Here is a 19579-nt window from a genome sequence, read left to right as displayed (position 1 = left end):
CGGTGGTGTTCGAGAACAACGACATCGCTGGTGTGAGTCGCCGCGGGGTGCTGCGCGGCTCGATGGTGCTCGCGGGCGCCGGGATCGCGGCCGCAGCGGCGGGCCGGGCATCGGCCGCCGCACCCGTCCCGGGTTTCGTCCACGGTGTGGCGTCCGGTGACCCGCTCCCCGACCGGGTGATCATCTGGACCCGGTTCACCCCCTCCGCCGAGGCCCTGCCGGGATCCGAAGTGGGGACGGCAGTTTCGGTCACATGGCAGGTTGCCGCCGATCCGAGCTTCGCGACGGTCGTCCGCAGCGGAACCGTCGCCACCGGCCCGGACGCCGACCACACGGTGAAGGTGGACGTCGACGGTCTGCGTCCCGGCACCGTCTACTTCTATCGGTTCACCGGACTCGGGATCGTCTCCCCCGTCGGGCGAACCCGCACGGCACCGGCCACGGACGCCGACGTCGCACGCCTGCGGTTCGGCGTCGTATCGTGCTCCAACTGGGAGGCCGGGTACTTCGCGTCGTACCGGCACCTCGCCGAGCGGGAGGACCTGGACGCGATTCTCCACCTCGGCGACTACATCTACGAGTACGGTCGCGGCGAGTACGGCGCGCGCGGTGGCTCGGTGCGCCTGCACGACCCGGTACACGAGATCGTCTCACTCGCCGACTATCGAATTCGGCACGCGCAGTACAAGACCGACCCCGATCTCCTGGCCCTGCACGCGAAGCTGCCGTTCATCGCGACGTGGGACGACCACGAATCGGCCGACAACTCGTACGACGGCGGCGCCGAGAACCACGATCCTGCCACCGAGGGCGACTGGGGTGCTCGCAAGGCCGCGTCGACCCGCGCCTACTTCGAGTGGATGCCGGTGCGCGTGAATGGGTCCGGATCCGACGCCGCGCTGTACCGACGCTTCCGCTTCGGCTCGCTGGCCGAGCTGTCGATGCTCGATCTGCGTACCTATCGCGACGAGCAGGCGTCCGCGGGCGCCGGATGGCGCAAGGTCGACGCCCCGGATCGGACGATCACCGGTCGTGCGCAGATGGATTGGCTCGCCACCGGCATCGTCACCGCGCCGACGCAGTGGAAGATCGTGGGCAATCCGGTGATGATCGCGCCGTGTGTGTTCCCACCCCTGGACAACCGGACGATGGGTGCGATCACGGAGATGGTCGGTGTGCCCGACGCCGGTATCCCCTTCAACACCGATCAGTGGGACGGCTACACCGCCGACCGTCGTCGCCTGTTCGACGCCATCACCACGAACGGGGTCCGCAACACCGTGTTCCTCACCGGCGACATCCACACGTCGTGGGCGTGCGACCTGCCGGTGGACGCCGCGAACTATCCGGCCGCCGGCACGGTCGGCACCGAGTTCGTGGTGCCGTCGGTGACCTCGCCGAACATCGACGACATGTTGAAGGTGCCCCCGCGCACCGCGACCGTGGCCGCCGAAGAGGCGTTCAAGGCGTTCAACCACCACGTGCGGTATGTCGAGCTGGACTCCCACGGATACGGCGTGTTCGAAGTGAACAGGTCCGGGGCGCAGATGGATTGGTTCTACGTGTCCGATCCGACGGATCCCCGCGGCCTCGCCCGCCACGCGATGAGCTACCGCGTCGCCGACGGCTCGCAGCAGGCGCACCCGGTCACCGGCCCGCTCGCCCCCTGACCCGTCAGCTCCCGCAGGGGATCCCGAACTGGCGCGCCCGATGCAGCACGGCCTTGGCCGCGGCCAGCCGCGGGACGTCGGCGCCGGAAGCGACACGTTCCCCGTTCTGCCCGAGTCTCTCGATCATCGCTGTCGCGGAAGCGATGTCGGCGGCCGACGGTGACAGCGCGGCGTTGATCACCGCAGCGTCGGCGGCCCGGACCGCGAGCCTGCCGGTCATGCCCAACTCGGCGGCATACCGGGTATCCGGAGAGACCGAATCCTCCTGTGCGCTGGGCCCGTCGATCGGTCCCGGCAGGCCGGCGGCACGGCTGGCCACCACCAGCTGGGAGCGTGCGTGGGTCAACGCGGCCGGGGTGTTCGCGACCCCGGTGTCGTGCCGGAAGTCGCCGACGCCGAAAGCCAGGCGAACGGCGGGCGCCACGGCCGCGATCTCCACCGCGCGGGTGAGCGCGAGCGCGGACTCGATCATCGGCACGATCGGCAGGCCGGGCAGTTCGCTCGCCGCCGTGTGCACGTCGTCCGCGGACTCGGCCTTCGCGAGCATTACCCCGAGCACGCCCGGCTCGTCCCGCAGGGCCGCGACGTCCAGCACGTGCTGACTCGATCGGACGTCGGAGATGCGCACCCAGGACGGGTTGTCCCGCAGCCACTTCCGCGCGATCTGCCGTGCCGGGCTCTTGTGGACGAACGGCACCCCGTCCTCGAGGTCGACGATCAGGCAGTCCGCTCCCGCTCGGGCGGCGGCGGACAGCGCTTCCGCGTCCACCGCCGCCGCCAGGAGCCAGGATCGTGCTGCCGAGGTGCGTGATTCGGAACTTCCCACGGCCAGGGTCACAGTGCGACGTACTTCGTCTCGAGGTACTCCTCGATGCCCTCGGTGCCGCCCTCGCGGCCGAAGCCCGAGTGCTTGACTCCGCCGAACGGGGCTGCGGCATCGGAGAGGATGCCGCGGTTGACCGCTACCATGCCGCTGTCGAGAGCTGCTGCGACGCGCACGGCCCGGTCCAGGTCGCGTGTGTAGAGGTAGGACGCCAGCCCGTACTCGGTGTCGTTCGCGGCGGCGACACCTTCCTCCTCGGTGTCGAACCCGGAGACGGTCGCGACGGGACCGAAGATCTCCTCCCGCAGCACACGAGCGTCCGCCGGGATGCGGTCGAGCAGAGTCGGTGCGTAAAAGTAGCCGGGACCGTCCGGGGCGAAGCCGCCGGTACGGACGCGGGCGCCACGCTCGACGGCGTCGGTCACGAGTTCGGTGACGACGTCACGCTGGTCCGCGTTGACGAGCGGTCCGACGTCGGTGTTCGGGTCGAGGCCCGGTCCGGTGCGCAGCGAGGAGATGCGGGCGGCGAGCTTGTCGGTGAATTCGTCGATGACCGCGTTCGCGACGTGGAACCGGTTGGCGGCCGTACAGGCCTGGCCACCGTTACGCATCTTGGCGGCCATCGCGCCGTTCACCGCGGCATCGATGTCGGCGTCCTCGAACACCACGAACGGTGCGTTGCCGCCCAGTTCCATCGACGTCCGGAGGAGCTCGTCGGCAGCATTGCGCACCAACAGCTTTCCGACCGGGGTCGAACCCGTGAAGGTCACCTTCCGCAGCCGCCGATCCTGCATGAGGGGCCCGGACAGTGCGGACGCCTGCGACGTCGGCAGGATCGACAGCACGCCCTCGGGCAGACCTGCCTCGGCGAACACCTCACCGAGCAGCAGCATCGTCAGCGGCGTCTCCTCGGCCGGCTTGACGATGATCGTGCATCCGGCGGCCACCGCCGGTGCGATCTTGCGAGTTCCCATGGCCAGCGGGAAGTTCCACGGGGTGATCGCCAGCACCGGGCCCACGGGAACCTTGGTGACGAGGATGCGACCGTCGCCGCCCGGTGCCGTGCCGAATCGTCCACCGACGCGGACGGCCTCCTCCGCGAACCAGCGTAGGTATTCGGCTCCGTACGCGACCTCGCCGCGCGCCTCGCCGATCGCCTTGCCCATCTCGAGTGTCATGACCGTCGCGAAGTCCTCGCTCCGCTTGCGCACCAGCTCGAACGCGCTTCGCAGGATCTCGGCGCGCTCCCGCGGCGCGGTGGCCGCCCACTCCTTCTGGACGGCCGCCGCCAGGTCGAGGGCACGGAGGCCGTCGTCCGGGCTCGCGTCGGCGACGTGCGTGAGGACGTCCCCGGTTGCTGGATTGTGCACCGGAAAAGTGGCACCGGAGGAGGCGGAGGTCTGACGGCCGCCGAGCCACAGATCGGTGGGAACGGAGTCGACGATGCTGTCGGGGGTGGTGAGGGTCGTCATCGAGTCATCTTTCGAGAGGTCGCCGGCGGCGGAACGGGGGCTCAGTCCACGGACGCGGTGGTGCGGGAACCGGCCGGGGCGACGGACGCGGTCTCCTCGAGCGGGCGTCCGGCGGTCTCCGGAGCCCACGCGTAGCACGCGGCGAAGCCGGCCAGGGTGATCAGAGCGCCGAAGCCCATCGTGGCGCCGATGCCGAAGTTGTCGATGCTGATCGGCAGCAGGTAGGTGCCGGTGGCGGCGCCGATCCGGCTGATGCCGACAGACACGCCCACGGCGGTTGCCCGGATCTCGGTGGGGAACAACTCGTTCGGGTAGACCCACTCGAGGATGCTGGGGCCACCGGATGCGAAGGCGTAGGCGCAGAACGCCACGACGACGAGCCACACAGGGGCATCCGGGACGAGCCACAGGAAGATCAGCGGGAAGGCCATGACGGCGAACGGAATGATCGACATCTTGCGGCGTCCGATCGTCTCGACCCACCGCAGTGCCGGGATGGAGCCGATCGCGAACAACAGGATGATGACGGTCTCGACTATCAGGCCGGCCGAGCCGTCGCTCGATACCGCGAAGCCGGCGAGGATGACCGGAAGGAAGGTCAGCATCGCGTACTGCGGGGTGATCTGCGCGAAGTACAGGGCGCCGCACATAAGGGTGCGCTTGAGGTAACCGCCGCGGACGATCGCCTTGAACGACTGGAGCATCGTCATGCCGGAGTCGTCGGCGGCGGGCGCCTCGTCGGTGAGGTCGAGCTTCTTGCCGTACACGTCGAGGATGACCTGCTCGGCCTCGGCGACACGTCCCTTGCCGAGCAACCAGCGGGGCGATTCCGGGATTCCGCGGCGGGCGAGAACGACGACGACACCCAGGATCGCCGAGGTGGCGAGCATCCAGCGCCAGTGGTCGTGGCCGCCGCTGACACCGACGAACAGCGCGCCGACGATGTAGGCGAACCCTGCACCCAGCGACCACGACAGACCCGTCACGCCGATCATGAAGCCGCGCTTCTTCGTCGGAGTGAACTCGGTGAGCAGTGACGTCGCGATCGGGTAGTCGGCACCGATCGCGAGGCCGATGACGAACCGGAGCACGATCAGTTGCCAGGCCTCCTGGACGAAGGCACTGAGGGCGCAACCGATGACCAGGACCGTGAGGTCGAGGGCGTACATCTTCTCGCGGCCGATGCGGTCGGTGAGCGCGCCGAAGAGCGTCGCGCCGAAGAAGATGCCGATCAGTGAGGCGGCACCGATGAGGCCGACCTCGGCGCTCGACGGCAGCAGATCGGCCTTGATGCCGACCAGTGCCACGCCGATGATGCTGAGGACGAATCCGTCCAGGAACGGGCCGCCACAACAGGCGATCAACAGTTTCCGGTGGAAGCGCGATGTGGGCGCCTCGTCCATGACGTCAAAAGATTTCATCGTGAGTGTCCTCGAAGTGTCGCAGCCGCGGCCTGGAGATGGATCAACGCGGAACTGATCGCTCGAAACACTAGGAGAACCCTCGACCGGTGTGAACTGTACGACAGGACGTAACTCGTGGTCGATTCTATCCACTAGTACAACCCCCTGTTCTCGGAGACGGCGTGGTGTGGCTGGTTCGAACGCGTGTTGCCTGTGGTGCGGGAACGTGTCGCGAGGGACGTACTGGCGTACGGGAAAACGCGCAGATTACAGACTTCGGTACGAGTGTTTGCGTTCCGCTCGTGTGGAACAGTCGAGGCGCCCGACCGAAGCAATCAGCACGCCCCAGAGAGGTCTCCCATGTCGACCGCGATCGAGTTCCCGTCGTTGTTCAGCCCCCTCGCGCTCGGTGGGACGACACTGAAGAACCGGATCTTCTCGTCGGGCCACGACACCGTCATGGTGCACGACGGCGAAGTCACCGACCAGCTCGTCGCCTACCACCGCGCGCGGGCCGAGGGCGGAGCCGGGATGATCATCATGCAGGTCGCCGGCATTCACGAGACGGCGCGCTACACCTCACACGTCCTCATGATCACCGACGACAGCTGCATCCCCGGCTACCGCCGGGTGGCCGAGGCGGTGCACGAGCACGACTGCAAACTGATCTCCCAGATCTTCCATCCGGGCCGCGAGATCATGGAGTCCGGCGACGGCGCGCTGCCCGTCGCGCTCGCACCGTCCGCGGTACCGAACGAGCGCTTCCACGTCATGCCGCAGGCCGTGAGCATCGACCTTCTCCAGGAGATCATCACCGGATATGCGGAGGGCGCGGTGCGTCTGCAGACCGCCGGCCTCGACGGAGTCGAGATCGTCGCGAGCCACGGCTACCTTCCCGCGCAGTTCCTCAACCCGAACCTCAATGTGCGCGAGGACCGGTACGGCGGCACCCTCGAGAATCGGATGCGCATGCTGCGCGAGACGGCACAGGTGGTGCGCGAGGCCGTCGGCCCGGATTTCGTGGTGGGTGTGCGTCTTTCGGCCGACGAGAACACCTACGATGCCACCGGCGAGAGCGACACGGTCGCGCTGTGCAAGGCGCTCGACGCGGACGGCTACATCGACTACCTCAACGTCACCGAGGGCACGTCCGCCAGCACCGGTGGCTCGACCCACATCGTTCCGCCCATGCACTACGACGCGATGTACACGGCGCCGTCGGCGGCGAAGATCAAGAAGCAGGTGTCGATTCCGGTGCTCGTCGCCGGCCGCATCAACCAGCCGCACGAGGCGGAGATCGTGCTGACGTCGGGGCAGGCCGATGCGTGCGCGATGACCCGCGCCCTCATCTGCGATCCGGAGATGCCGGCCAAGGCCGAGACTCGGCGCACCGAGGAGATCCGGGCGTGCATCGCATGCAACCAGGCGTGCATCGGGCACTTCCACATGGGATACCCGATCTCGTGCATCCAGCGCCCCGAGACCGGTCGTGAAATCCAGTTCGGCCGAACCGTTCCCACGGCTGTGGCGAAGAATGTGATGATCGTGGGCGGCGGACCGGCGGGCATGAAGGCGGCCGTGATCGCCGCACAGCGCGGACACCACGTCACGATCTACGAGGCTGCCGGACGCGTCGGCGGCCAGGTGCTCTTGGCCGAGCGGTTGCCGCACCGCGCCGAGTTCGGTGGAGCGGTCACGAATCTGCTGTCCGAGATCGACCGGTACGGGGTGGAGGTGCGCACCCGAGTTCAGGTCGACGCCGCACTGGTCCGCGAGGTGAATCCGGACGTCGTGATCGTCGCGACCGGCGCCACCCCGTACCGACCGCCGCTCGAGCTCGACGACGCGCTGCCGGTGTTCGAGTCGTGGGACGTCATCAAGTCGAACGGCGCCGATCTGCCGAAGGGCCGGATCGTGGTGGCGGACTGGCGCTGCGACTGGATCGGCCTCGGTGTCGCGGAGATGATCGCGCGCAGCGGCGGCCGCAAGGTCACACTCGCCGTGGACGGTTACGCGCCGGGTGAAACCATCCAGCAGTACACCCGCAACGCGATGCTGGCTGCCGTGTACGAGGCGGGAGTGGAGATCGTCACCAACGCGCGACTGTACGGCGCCGACGACGACACCGTGTACCTCCAGAACACCCTCACGTCACAGCCGGTGATTGCGGAAGATGTTGCAGCACTCGTGTTGTGCCTCGGCCACAAGCAGGAGGACGGCCTGTTCCACGAGCTGACGTCGCAGTTGAGCGGCACCGAGACCGAGGTGTACGCGATCGGGGACTGTCAGGCGCCGCGCACCGTCGAGGAGGCGACTCTGGAAGCGCTACGGGTGGCCAGCAGAATCTGAGGCCCTTGCCAATTGGCTGTGACGCGGTGTCTGGCTGGCTGAGACGCGGTGTCTGGTCGGCAGAGACGTGTTGTCCGATCGGCAGTTTCGTCACGGTGCGGGTGACCTCACCGGACCGGGGCATTCCCCGCGCACCCCGCTGTGGCCGGCACCCCCACCGGGGTGTCGGCTACAGCGCTATGCGGCTTGTGGTCCTGCGCGGTTGTGGGCGGGGACGGGTTTCTTGAAGGGGTCGACGGTGCTCGGCGGCGTGAACCACGGGTGGCGGTCGGCGTCGATTTTCACTTGCCAGTGGCTGTGGTGGAGGAGCCTGTGGTGGTAGCGGCAGAGTAGGACGAGGTTGTCGAGGTCGGTGGGTCCGCCGTCTGCCCAATGTTTTATGTGGTGGCCTTCGCAATGTGCGGGTGGTGCCCCGCAGCCGGGGAAGGCGCAGCCGTGGTCGCGGGCGATCAGGGCGCGGCGTTGTTTCTTGGAGACGGTTCGGCTGGTGCGGCCGAGGTCGATAGGGACGCCGTCGTGCATCACTATCGGGGTGAGATGGCAGTCGCAGGCGAGTCTGCGGGCGGTGGCGATCGACAGTGGTCCCATCCAGGGCATAGTGGCAACGTCTCTGTCTCCGAACAGGTCCGGCTCACCATCCGGATGGGCCGACTCGTGATCCGACTCGCTGCGCGCAAGGTCGGCGGCATTCACATGCAGGGACAGGTGGGGCCGTTCGCCACCCTCGACCGGCGCCTCGCCGGAGTCGAGGTAGCGGCGCAGGATCTCGGCGAACGCGTCCGCGCGCTTCTGCGCCGGGGTGCGCGAGCCGGCGGGGTCGTCGACCGGATTCCTCGGCTTGGTCAAGGCAGACAACGCCGTCAACAGCATTTCCCCGGTGACGGCATCGAGATCGCCCTTCACGGCGACGCGTCCGTTCAGGGTTTTCGAAGCGTGGAACTCGTTGCGTTCGGTGTCTTCGCTGGGCGGTAGTTCGTCGGATTCGAAGATCCGCTCGAGCCTCGCGATGCAGGTGCGCACGGTCATGGTGGTCGCGGCAGGGCCAGTGGCGGCGTCCAACAACACTTTCCGGCACGCACCCAGCGCCTCTACAGGCATGCCGCGCGGCGGGGTTTCGCAGAATTTACCGATCAACGCGGCATGCTCCGCCGAAATATCACCGGTGTTGAAGGCGTCGGCAATCTCGGGTTGCCGGCTCAGCATTTTGCCCAACGCGAGGATCCGTGCCGCGGCCGGTACCTCCAGCAATGTGTTCGCAGCCAGCCACTGCTTGACGCTGCGGAACCCGAGGGTGTCGAACGAGACTGCGCGCGCGTCGATTTCAGCGACGGCAACCACCCGTAGGGTGTCGAGTTGTTCCATTGCGTGGAAGATGTCGAGCGTGGTCTGCAGCAGTGTGATTTCGGGCAGCGCTCCTATGTCCTCGGGACGCGGTGCGGTTACTGCGATGCTCGGATTGTTGAGTCCCCCCGGATTCATGAAGCTAGTTTAGTTCGAACTGATGTTCTAGTCAATGCTTTTCCTTGTACGCCAGGGTGTGGCGGGGCTCGGCGTCTATGATCCGGGCACTGGCCGCGAGGGGCGTGTGAGCAGGTCACGGCAAACGAATATCCTGGTCGAGGTGAAGATGAGGGTGGTGCCGGTTGTCCCGGGGAGATCTCTGGTGCGGCGGCTGTCCGCCAGCATGGAGTGGTGGGCATGTCGGTCGATCGGACATGACCCGGCATCACTCGTGCTCGTCGCCGGCAATGGCCCCTGCTTCCGAAGCGGCACGCTCGCACAACTATTCACTGGTTACTTCCCGCTGCAACGCCACGCTCGCACCGAATGCCTCAGCAGAGACAGCCGCACTCGAGGCTCCATGAGGGAACGATCGGCGACAACGCGGCCGCGTGATTCAAGCCAGCAGTGCCGACAGGGCTCGTGCGACGACGCCGAACCCAGCGGGAACCGTACCGCCGCGATGCAGAATGCTCGGGCCTTGGTGATCCACGCTGTATACCCCCGGATACGTGGTTGGCGTTCGCGCCGCCCGCCTCAGCAGGGAGGCTCGCTCGGTCACCAGGACCTGTCCCGACGGTTCGGTGCGGAAGTTCAACCACAGATTGCGATCCCACACCAGACATCCAGTGAGGGGCGTTTGGCCAGTCACATCAATGTAGTCGGGGACCATTGTGGTGAAACCACGCCCGAGATGTGCGATACGCTCCGTCCGCCCGTCGATCGTCACCTCGTCAACGATCGCGTTGACGTCACTCACCATCTCGGCCGGTAGCTCCATTGCATCGGGTGTGGTCCAGTAGGTGGTTGGTTCGCACAGCTCCCCGACTCCAGGGGCGTCCGGGAAACTCGAGGTCTTCGATCATCCACTGCGTCGTCATAGATGAGGTCACCGAATCGCGGTGACATGAAGGTCCATGCCGCGGCAGTCTAGGTGCCTCACCTAAAGCAGAACGGCAGGTGCGTAAACAGGATTCGAGTACGTCGGGCTCATCGTCACCACACGATCCCGTTCTCTGCCGTTCTGCTCAATCATCTTCCGTCGACATCATCTTCCGTCGACATCATCTTCCGTCGACATCATCTTCCGTCGACCGAAACCCGCAACGGCCTGGCGCGTACGCTCCCGAAGCATTCCAGCACGACGCCGGGAAGCGCCGGGGGCGGGGGACAGCACTGTGCCCCGGACGCGCTCGTCCGGGGCACAGGCTTGGAGCTGTAGCGGTTACGCAACTGGTGGAGTCGGGACCCCACCACCGGAGCCGCTGACCTGGAAACCGGAAGAGCCGGCCGAGAAACCCAGGTTCAGGATGAAGGTGAAAAAGTCGCCCACGCTGGAGAACATTGGAACTCCTTCTCTGTCGGTCGAACAGAAACGGTTGGTACGAGTTGAACGTTATCAACGGATTGTGAGGTCTGCATGGCAGCAGTTTCGGGTGCTGAAGGGCGGGCCTCGGCGCCCTGTGTTCCGGTTCCGCCGCTCGTTGTTCGGCGAGGTACGTACAGTGCGCGATGGGGGAGCGGGTTCCGTGGAGGGGGCGTATGAGGGTGATGAGGTTGACCGGCGTGCTCGGGACGCTGGTGCTGGCGGCCGGCTGTGGCGTCGACCGAGCTTCGCCCCCGTCGGACCGCTCCTTCGTCTCCACGCCGGCCGACCGGACCGGACGAATCGACGTCGGGTCCATCGCCCCTCCGCGGTCCACGCTCGAACTCGTGCCGGACGGCGATGTCCTCTCGATGATCGGCGTCGTCTCCACCGCTTCGGTGAAGGACGTGCGAATCGACTCTGATGTGGAGGCTGGTACGGATCGAGTCGTGTACTCGTTCACCGGGTCCGGAGTGCCGTTCTGGAAGGTGGGCTACGTCGCCGAGGCCGTGCCGCACCGTGGTGGTTCGCCGGTGCCGCTTCCCGGACGGTCGATCGTGCAAGTGGACATGATGGACACCGCGCCACCGGCCCGACATCTCTACGCCACCGCAACACCACTGGCGGGTCCGGAAGGCTCCCGTGTGGCCCAGCTCTACCTGCTTCCCGACGTCCGGGAGGGCGGGGGAATCACCCAGTCCTTCATCGGTTTCCGGGAGGATCCCGCACCATTCGAGGTGAATGTGCTCGACGATCCACCGCAGCTGGTCATCGAGTTCGGGTAGCGGGACTACTCGCTACCGCCGCGACTGATCCGCAGTGCGATGAGTGCCATCCAGAAGGTCGAGATGTCGGCGGAGCTCTTGGTGCTGCGGCCGGTGATGGCCTCGATTCGCTTGAGCCGGTATGCGAGTGTCTGACGGTGGATCATCAGCTTCTCGGCGGTGGCCGACCAGCTCCGGTCGAGAGTCAGGAACGTGTCGAGGGTTTCGACCAGCTGGGACTGGTTGGCGGTGTCGTGGTCCATCAGGTCGCCCAGCACGGCGCGCGCAGCGAAGGTCGCCTCGCTGAGAGTGCGGGGAAGGAACAGCGGTGACGCCGTGGAGTACTCGGCAACTGCGCTGCCGTCGGCCCGTGCGGCCTGCAGCGCCCAGCGGGCCTGCCGGACGCTGTCCTGGAGGCGCTGGATGGTCGAGGTCGGGGCCGAGACGCCGAGGTGCGGGATCCGGCCGGACAGTAGATCGACCGTGGCGCTCATGTCGTCGGCGGCGGTCATCAGATATCCCTCCTCGCCCACGACGCACGTCAGGTTCGGCAATGCGCTGTCGCCGAGATAGATTCGCGCTGCTCGGAGGTGCTGCGAGTCGAGTGCGAGGACAACCCACTCGCGGTCGGCGAGCCCGCTCTGCTCGAGCCGGGGTTGCGCCGCGTCCGAGCCGAGTGAGCCGTCGACGATCTGTTCGAACAGCAATGCGCCTGAGGCATCGTCGCGTTCGCGGTCGCGGGTGGCACGTTCCACCTCGATCCCGATGAGGCTCTGGGCGTGCAGCAGGCCGAAGGCATCCATGTCGATGTCGGAGGCGCCGTCCACGACGAGCATGCACTTGCGGTGCGTCGACAGCGCGAAGGCCGTCGCGACCAGTTCGTCGCCCACCGTGACGGCCTGCCGGGCGGGCAGGCGTTCGAGCTTGCCGCCGACCCGCTGGCGCAGCGCCCGGATGGTCTCGACGGGCATGCGTCCCTGCCGACCGAGGACCTCGGTGCCGAACTCGACATCGACGACGTGCAGGGGATGCCCCAGCTCGGTGGACAGTCGGTCCAGCAGCGACGAGTCGGCCAGCGTCGCGGACCTTGCCACCTCGTACAGCCGGCTGAGGCGCGCGATGCGGCTGATCTGCTCGCTCTGTGTCGCGACCCCCACCGTGCGACCGATGGCCGAGAACGGGGTGGAATGCGAGACGCTCAGGATCGGCAGGGCCAGCGTGTCGGCGGCGTCGAGCATCGCATCGGTGAGCGGCGGCGCCTTGAGGTCGTCGCCGATCGCCATGCCGGCGATTCCCGCCTTGTGCAGGCGGCGGACCAGCTCCACCTGCAGCGCCGCGTCGGCGGGCACGCACATGCCGGTGGTCATCAGCAGTTCGTCGGTGGCGACCCAGTTCCACGGGTCGTCGAGTTCGCACGAGTGAGCCCACACGACCGGTCGGTCGAGTCCTCCCGCCCCGGCGATCGTCCGGCAACCCAACTGGCGCATGGCGACGAGATCGCCCACGGTCAACTCGGACATTGTGCTTCCTACCGACGTTCGTGAATGAGGACTGCACTATACGGCGGTACGTAGATTCCGGGGAAGTCCGTACGGCAGTACGTGCCTCTCTGGTGGCCGTCTGTGGCAGCCTCGATGACGGTAGCGGCCCGCTCTTTCCTGTTGCGGTAGTGGCTGTTTCGTAGGCCCGTCATGTCGCTGCCGGGTATCGGAGGGAGAGTCGGATGTCGAAGGAAACCAAGGTGATCGAGGTCCGCGAGGCGCCGTTCACGTGGGCGAAGACGGCGGAGTACAGCCAGGCGGTCAAGGTGGGCGACGTCGTCTACACCGCGGGGATCGGTGGCTTCGACGACGCCGGTGAGCTGGTCGACGGCGGTTTCGTCGAGCAGGCCCGGCAGACGTTCCGCAACATCGAACTCGCGCTGCGCGCGCACGGTGTCGGCCTCGAATCGATCGTGAAGATGTCGGTCCACGTCCCGAACGTCGCAGACTACGACCTGTTCAAGCAGGTGCGTCCCGAGTTCCTGCAGGCGCCGTGGCCCGCCTCCATCGCGATCTCGTCGGGCTTGCTGGTCGAGGGCATGCTCATCGAGATGGACGCCGTCGCGGTCGTCGACGGCAAGCGGGTCTTCGTCGACTGACGCCCCGAAGAGCTCTGCTCTCGGTGAGGCCACCCGATCGTCGTCTCGTCTCCGGCTACATTCGAGGGCATGAGCGCACAGCCGGCCACCCGTCGTCGACGCCTCGCCATGTGGATCGCATCCATAGCTGCGGTGCTGGTGTTGGTGGCGGGCGCCGTCCTGTGGTGGGCGCCGCCGCGCTACCTGCCGTGGGACACGGCATCGTTCCCCGACGTCGACACCACCGCCCTGACGCCCACCCAGGCCAAGGTCGTCGACCTCCTGGAGAACGAGCATCGCGAGCAGCGACCCGGCACGTTCTACTCGGAGGGCGTCAAGGAGCCGTGGTGCGCCAACTTCGTCAGCTGGGTCATGCGCGAGGCCGGTGAGCCGTTCTCGAACCCCAACTCCGGATCGTGGCGCATTCCCGGCGTGTACACGCTCCAGGAGTACTACGAATCCCAGGCCCGGTTCGAGCCGATCGGCAACGGTTACCGCCCCAAGACCGGAGATACGGTGCTGTACGACAACGAGTTCCGCATCGGTCAGCACACCAACTTCGTCGTCGCGGTGGACGGTGACACCGCGACCACGGTCGGCGGCAACGAGCTCGGCAAGATCCGGGTGCACGATCTCGATTGGCTCTCGGACGGCGCCGTCGTCGGATTCGGCCGGCTGGATTCCTGACGGCTCACCGGGATCGGGGCGATGGCGAGGTCTGTCAGAACGCCCACCGCAGCGCCGCGACTATCTCCTCGTCGCTCGCGTCCGCGAACCGTGTGATCTCCGCGCGGTGGACGTCGACGATGGTCGCGGACAGTTCGGTTCCGAAGGCGTCGGTGAGCATCGCGTCCGCCTCGAAGGCGTCGGTCGCCTCGGCGAGCGATACCGGCAGACGGCGGATTCCGCGACGGCGGCGCTCCTCGTCGGTGAGTGATGCCGGGTCGACGTCCACCAGTTCGGGCAGGGCGACGCCCGCGCGGATGCCGGCCATTCCGGCGAACAACAATCCGGCCATGCACAGATACGGGTTCGCGGACAGATCCAGCACCTTCACCTCGAGGTTCGAGGCGCTGTCCTCCTCTCCCGTGCTTCCGGTGATCAAACGCAGTGCGGCCTCGCGGTTCTCGTGGCCGCATGCCTGAAACGGCGCTGCCCACTGGCCCGGCACCAGACGGAGGTAGCTCGCGGGCGACGGCGCCCCCACCGCGAGCAGGCCGGGCAGGTGTTCGAGGATGCCGGCGGTGAACGCCTCGGCCGTCGCAGTCAGCCCGCAGGGTCCGTCGCCGCCGCTGTGCAGATTCCGTCCGTCCCACCACAGCGACAGGTGCACGTGCCCACCGTTGCCGACCCCACCGGCGACGACCTTGGGCGAGAACGACGCCTGCATGTCGTGGCGGAGTGTGATCGCCCGGATCGTTCCCCGCACCAGTGTCGACGTGTCGGCCGCCGCGAGTGGATCCTCCGCGGCCACCGACAGCTCGAACTGTCCCGACGCGTACTCCGGGTGGATCTGCTCCACCCGCACACCCTGCGTTCGCAGTGCCCCGACCAGATCGACCAGGTAGTCGGATTTCTCGGCCAGCCGGGTGAATCCGTAGGCGGGGCCGCGGGTGGCGGGTGCGAAGTCGTCTGCATCCTCCGCGACGACCCACTCGATCTCGAACGCCGCCTTCGCCGTCAGGCCCTCGTCGTCGAGTTTCGCCACAGCCCGGCGCAGGACCCCGCGGGCATCCTGCGGGTGCACCTCGCCGTCCTGCGTGTACCGGTCGACGGGCGCCCACGCCCACCCGGGTTGCGCGGCGAGAATCGTGACCCGATCGAGGTCCGGTAGCAGCCGTAGGTCGCCCACGGGTCCGCCGGCGTAGCGTCCGGCGACGATCGAGTCGTCCGGGGTGTACGCGTCGAACACCGGCGAACCGCCCACGCCCCACGCTGCCGCCCGCTCGAAACGGTCGATGGGGACAGCCTTGGTGCGCACCACCCCGCTGTTGTCGACCCACGGCAACGCGACGACCAGCACCCCGGCGTCGGCAAGTTCACCGGCCAGTCGGGCGGCCACGAGGGCCCGGCGGTCGCGTTCGTGCCGATCCATCGCAACTCCCTTGCACCGGGGCCGGTCGGCGGCAGAATGGCAGGGTGGCGTTCTCACCGGACGATACGCCGCCGGACCCCGGCGGAGACTCGATTACGGAGATGGTCGACCTCCTTCCACTCGTCGACCATCACTGCCACGGTGTGGTGCGCGAACGGCTCGACCGGGCGGCGTTCGAGTCGCTCCTGTGCGAGGCTGCGGCGCCCGGACGGTGGCACGGGCGCCTGTTCGACACCCAGGTCGGGTTCGCGGTGCGCCGGCTGTGCGCGCCGGTGCTGGGCCTCGAAGCACACGCGGCCCCCGACGAATACCTCGACCGGCGAGCCGAACTCGGCGTCGACGAGGTGACCCGTCGGCTGCTCGCTGCGGCCGGCATAGCCGAATTCCTCGTCGACACAGGGTTTCTGCAGGGTGCGCTGACGACGCCGGACGAGTTGGCAGCGTTCTCGGGTGGCGCCGCGCACGAGGTGGTGCGGCTCGAATCGGTGGCCGAGGACGTGATCTCCGGCCACAACGCCGCCGCGTTCGCCCCGACGTGCCGCGCTCGGTTGGTCGCCGCGTCCCGCACCGCGATCGCGTTCAAAAGCATTGCGGCCTATCGGGTCGGGCTGGGGCTGGAGGCGGACAGGCCGTCCGATGCCGCGGTTTTCACGGCAGCAGCGCGCTGGTCCGCGGAGGTCGCAGCGGGGAAGCCGGTCCGACTGCACGACGAGACCCTGGTCCGTTTCTTGATCTGGACCGCCGTCGATCTCGGTCTCCCGATCCAGTTCCACGTCGGCTTGGGGGACGCCGACACCGATCTGCACCGAGCCGACCCGCTGCTGCTCATGCCGCTGTTGCGGGCGACGGCGGACCGCAACGTTCCGATCATGCTGCTGCACAATTACCCGTTCCACCGGCACGCCGGTTATCTGGCGCAGGTGTTCGACCACGTGTTCGTCGACGTCGGGCTCGCGTTGCAGAACGTCGGCGGCGGGGGAGCGGCCCGCGTCCTCGCGGAGTTGCTGGAACTCGCGCCGATCGGGTCGGTGCTCTTCTCCACCGACGGCTGCGGGCTGCCCGAACTGTTCCACGTCGCCGCCGTGCGATTCCGCCGAGCCCTCGCGGTTGTGCTCGACGCCGAGTCGGCTGAGGGCAACTGGTCCCGTGCGGATGCCCGGCGGGCCGCGCGGATGATCGCCGGCGGGAACGCCCACCGCGCCTACCGGCTCGGACCCAGCGCTCCACCGACCGATTAGTCCGAAACGCCAGGAACCGGGGGTCTGTGATCCGGGTCTCTCACATGGCATAGTTTCGGCCCACACCGGCACGCCGCATGCGGCGTGGATCGAGCGAGGAGCCGTGAATGCTTAGTACGATGAATGATTTACCTCTTTCCATCGCGCAGCTGTTGCGGCACGGTAGTACCGTTCACGCGGACGCCGAGGTGGTCACCTGGACGGAGTCGGGTCCGCGGCGTCGGACGTATGCGGAGGTCGGGCGCCGGTGTGCGCAGTTGGCGCATGCGCTGCGTGGGTTGGGTGTCGAGGGTGACGATCGGGTCGCGACGTTCATGTGGAACAACGCCGAGCATCTCGAGGCGTATCTTGCGGTGCCGTCGATGGGGGCTGTGCTCCACACGCTCAACATCCGGTTGTTCCCGGAGCAGTTGGTTCATGTCGCCAACCATGCCGAGGATCGGGTGATCATCGTCGATGCGACGCTGGTCCCGCTGTTGGCGCCGCAGCTGCCGCAGCTCGAGACTGTCGAGCATGTGATCGTCACGGGCGAGTCGGCGGCCGGGCTCGAGGCGCCCGAGGGCATCACGGTGCACACCTACGAGGGCCTGATCGCCGGGGAGTCGACCGAGTACGACTGGCCCGAGCTCGACGAGCGTGCCGCGGCGGCAATGTGTTACACGTCCGGCACCACGGGTGACCCGAAGGGCGTCGTCTACTCCCACCGGTCGATCTATCTGCATTCGATGCAGGTGTGCATGAGCGACGGGCCGAACCTGAGGCAGGGTGATCGGGCGCTCGCGGTGGTGCCGCAGTTCCATGCGATGTCGTGGGGACTGCCGTATGCGGCGTTCATGATCGGTGCGTCGTTGATCATGCCGGACCGGTTCCTGCAGCCGGCGCCGTTGGCGGAGTTGATCGCGTCGGAGCGGCCGACGTTCGCGGCCGCGGTGCCGACGATCTGGCAGGGTCTGCATCTGCATCTCGAGCATCATCCGCAGGACATCTCGTCGATGCGTGAGGTGCTGATCGGCGGGGCGGCGGTGCCGCCGTCGCTGATGCACGCGTTCGACACCGATCACGAGGTGTCGGTGTTGCATGCGTGGGGGATGACCGAGACGTCGCCGCTCGGGTCGGTCGCTCGTCCGCCGGCCGACGCGAAGGGCGAGGAGCGGTGGAAGTACCGGTACACGCAGGGCCGGTTCCCGGCGTCGGTGCAGGCGCGTCTGATCGACGACGACGGCAACACGGTGCCCCACGACGGCGTCGGGATCGGTGAGCTCGAGGTTCGTGGGCCGTGGATCACCGCGTCGTACTACGGGGTCGAGGCGCCGGACAAGTTCCGCGACGGTTGGCTGCGCACCGGTGACGTCGGATCCATCACCGCGGACGGGTATCTGACGTTGTCGGACCGCACGAAGGACATCATCAAGTCCGGTGGTGAGTGGATTTCCTCGGTCGACCTCGAGAATGCGGTGATGGGGCATCCGGCCGTGGCCGAGGCCGCGGTGATCGGTATTCCGGACGAGAAGTGGGACGAGCGTCCGCTGGTGGCGGTGGTGCTGCGCGAGGGCAGCGACACCACCGTCGATCAGGTGCGGGACTTCCTGGCCGACAAGGTCGCCAAGTGGCAGCTCCCGGAGAACTGGGCGCAGATCCAGGAGGTCCCCAAGACCAGCGTCGGCAAGTTCGACAAGAAACGCCTGCGCGCCGACTTCCACGACGGCAACCTCGACATCACCCGGCTCTGACCCGCAGGACCTGCCACGCCGGATCAGGGGGCGCCCCGGTCCACGCGCGCAGTAGCGCGTCGCTCGCGGGAAAGAGCGGGCGCGGCAGGTCCGCCGGGTCGGCCCAGATCCACTCCGGAAAGATGTGCGGTTCACCGGGTCCCGTCGGGGCACCGGTGCTCCGCGCATGCACACCGAACACGACGCCGCCCCGCGGAGAACCGGAGTCCACCACGGCGACATACGTGGTGGCGTCGGTGGAGTCGGCGATCCCGGACTCCTCGAAACACTCCCGCCGGGCGGCCTGTTCGACCGTCTCCCCGGCCTCGAGGTGACCGCCGGGCAGGCACCACGTCTCGGGCTCGGCCGGTTTGACGCGGCGGCCCAGCAGGATTCGGCCGTCCGGCCTCTCGACGATGATGCCGACACCGACGACGGGGCGCTCCGCAGTCATGCGCGTTCGAGGTCGGTGTCGCTGGTGGACTCGCCGGCCCCGGACCACTTCGGGGCGGGCGGGGACCACGTCGTCATGGCGGTCCGAACGTCGTCGAGGTCGGTGGCGACGAGCAGAGCGTCCCGCTGGTAGGCGCCCACGAACCCGGCGTCGACGAGGTGCTCGATGAGTGCGACGAGGGGCTGCCAGAAACCGCCCGCGTCGAGGAGGAACACCGGCTTGCTGTGCAGCCCGAGCTGCTGCCAGGTCCAGATCTCGAAGAATTCGTCGAGCGTTCCGGCGCCGCCGGGCAACACCACGAAGGCGTCTGCGAGTTCGGCCATGCGCTGTTTGCGGGCGTGCATCGATTCGACGACCTCGAGTGTCGTCAGTCCCGGATGCGCGATCTCCTTGTCCGCGAGATGCCTCGGAATGACGCCCACGGTCTCGCCGCCGCCGGCGACGACCGCGTCGGCCACCGCACCCATGAGCCCGACGCGCCCGCCGCCGTAGACCAACCCGATCCCGGCCGCGGCGAGATCGCGGCCGAACTCGCTCGCCGTCTGCAGGTGGGCGGGGTCGTGGCCGGTGGCCGACCCCATGAACGCGGTGATCCTCATTCCACTCCCTCGAAATAC

16 protein-coding genes are annotated in these 19579 nt (G+C 67.6%); 7 read left to right on the top strand and 9 right to left on the bottom strand.

Features of this window, described 5'->3' with window-relative positions; all coding sequences use genetic code 11:
* The first annotated feature begins 62 nt into the window (after positions 1-62).
* Positions 63-1670, top strand: a complete 1608-nt coding sequence (locus ABEU20_RS06870) for an alkaline phosphatase D family protein (RefSeq protein WP_420163918.1) — start codon at positions 63-65, stop codon at positions 1668-1670.
* A gap of 4 nt (positions 1671-1674) precedes the next feature.
* Here ABEU20_RS06870 and ABEU20_RS06865 read toward each other — a convergent pair whose 3' ends face one another.
* The 3 genes from ABEU20_RS06865 to ABEU20_RS06855 are packed head-to-tail and all read right to left on the bottom strand — an operon-like array spanning position 1675 to position 5386.
* Positions 1675-2496: an HpcH/HpaI aldolase/citrate lyase family protein gene (locus ABEU20_RS06865; protein WP_420163649.1), complete on the bottom strand. Its 822-nt coding sequence runs from the start codon at positions 2494-2496 to the stop codon at positions 1675-1677.
* Positions 2497-2504: 8 nt separating this feature from the next.
* Positions 2505-3965 (bottom strand): NAD-dependent succinate-semialdehyde dehydrogenase, encoded by a 1461-nt coding sequence (locus tag ABEU20_RS06860; RefSeq protein ID WP_420163648.1) that lies wholly within the window; start codon positions 3963-3965, stop codon positions 2505-2507.
* A gap of 41 nt (positions 3966-4006) precedes the next feature.
* Positions 4007-5386: an MFS transporter gene (locus ABEU20_RS06855; protein WP_420163647.1), complete on the bottom strand. Its 1380-nt coding sequence runs from the start codon at positions 5384-5386 to the stop codon at positions 4007-4009.
* A gap of 342 nt (positions 5387-5728) precedes the next feature.
* On the opposite strand from ABEU20_RS06855, the gene ABEU20_RS06850 reads away from it, so the two are divergent.
* Complete coding sequence (locus ABEU20_RS06850) at positions 5729-7717, top strand: oxidoreductase (RefSeq protein ID WP_420163646.1); 1989 nt, start codon at positions 5729-5731, stop codon at positions 7715-7717.
* A 177-nt stretch (positions 7718-7894) separates the two neighbouring features.
* Here the strand turns inward: ABEU20_RS06850 and ABEU20_RS06845 are convergent, their stop codons facing one another.
* The gene (locus ABEU20_RS06845; protein WP_420163645.1) at positions 7895-9196 is read right to left on the bottom strand and encodes an HNH endonuclease signature motif containing protein; all 1302 of its coding nucleotides are present in this window, start codon (positions 9194-9196) and stop codon (positions 7895-7897) included.
* A gap of 418 nt (positions 9197-9614) precedes the next feature.
* Positions 9615-9998: a hypothetical protein gene (locus ABEU20_RS06840; RefSeq protein ID WP_420163644.1), complete on the bottom strand. Its 384-nt coding sequence runs from the start codon at positions 9996-9998 to the stop codon at positions 9615-9617.
* Positions 9999-10759: 761 nt separating this feature from the next.
* Here ABEU20_RS06840 and ABEU20_RS06835 point away from each other — a divergent pair.
* The gene (locus tag ABEU20_RS06835; RefSeq protein WP_420163643.1) at positions 10760-11368 is read left to right on the top strand and encodes an AMIN-like domain-containing (lipo)protein; all 609 of its coding nucleotides are present in this window, start codon (positions 10760-10762) and stop codon (positions 11366-11368) included.
* A gap of 5 nt (positions 11369-11373) precedes the next feature.
* Here the strand turns inward: ABEU20_RS06835 and ABEU20_RS06830 are convergent, their stop codons facing one another.
* A complete protein-coding gene (locus tag ABEU20_RS06830; protein WP_420163642.1) occupies positions 11374-12867 on the bottom strand; it encodes a PucR family transcriptional regulator in 1494 nt (497 codons plus the stop codon).
* A 203-nt stretch (positions 12868-13070) separates the two neighbouring features.
* Here ABEU20_RS06830 and ABEU20_RS06825 point away from each other — a divergent pair, with 203 nt between their 5' ends.
* The gene (locus ABEU20_RS06825; protein ID WP_420163641.1) at positions 13071-13487 is read left to right on the top strand and encodes a RidA family protein; all 417 of its coding nucleotides are present in this window, start codon (positions 13071-13073) and stop codon (positions 13485-13487) included.
* Between the two features lie 69 nt (positions 13488-13556).
* Positions 13557-14153 carry a CHAP domain-containing protein gene (locus ABEU20_RS06820; RefSeq protein WP_420163640.1) on the top strand — a complete coding sequence of 199 codons (597 nt, stop codon included), beginning with the start codon at positions 13557-13559 and terminating at the stop codon, positions 14151-14153.
* Positions 14154-14187: 34 nt separating this feature from the next.
* Here ABEU20_RS06820 and ABEU20_RS06815 read toward each other — a convergent pair whose 3' ends face one another.
* Positions 14188-15561, bottom strand: coding sequence for a type I glutamate--ammonia ligase (locus ABEU20_RS06815; protein WP_420163639.1), 1374 nt, complete (start codon positions 15559-15561; stop codon positions 14188-14190).
* Between the two features lie 101 nt (positions 15562-15662).
* On the opposite strand from ABEU20_RS06815, the gene ABEU20_RS06810 reads away from it, so the two are divergent.
* Together ABEU20_RS06810 and ABEU20_RS06805 are read left to right on the top strand one after the other, a co-directional pair.
* Positions 15663-16799: an amidohydrolase family protein gene (locus ABEU20_RS06810; RefSeq protein ID WP_420163638.1), complete on the top strand. Its 1137-nt coding sequence runs from the start codon at positions 15663-15665 to the stop codon at positions 16797-16799.
* Between the two features lie 107 nt (positions 16800-16906).
* Positions 16907-18529, top strand: a complete 1623-nt coding sequence (locus ABEU20_RS06805; RefSeq protein WP_420163637.1) for a long-chain fatty acid--CoA ligase — start codon at positions 16907-16909, stop codon at positions 18527-18529.
* Here the strand turns inward: ABEU20_RS06805 and ABEU20_RS06800 are convergent.
* Positions 18516-18962, bottom strand: coding sequence for a nucleotide triphosphate diphosphatase NUDT15 (locus ABEU20_RS06800; RefSeq protein ID WP_420163636.1), 447 nt, complete (start codon positions 18960-18962; stop codon positions 18516-18518). The two genes, ABEU20_RS06805 and ABEU20_RS06800, sit on opposite strands and share 14 nt — an antisense overlap.
* On the bottom strand, positions 18959-19561 hold the full coding sequence (locus tag ABEU20_RS06795; RefSeq protein ID WP_420163635.1) for an LOG family protein: 603 nt from the start codon (positions 19559-19561) through the stop codon (positions 18959-18961). Before ABEU20_RS06795 ends, ABEU20_RS06800 begins: the two co-directional genes overlap by 4 nt.
* Positions 19562-19579: the final 18 nt, after the last annotated feature.

Source organism: Rhodococcus parequi (assembly GCF_046042785.1).
GTDB classification, from domain to species: domain Bacteria; phylum Actinomycetota; class Actinomycetes; order Mycobacteriales; family Mycobacteriaceae; genus Prescottella; species Prescottella parequi.
This window is presented reverse-complemented; position numbering and strand designations above follow the sequence as displayed.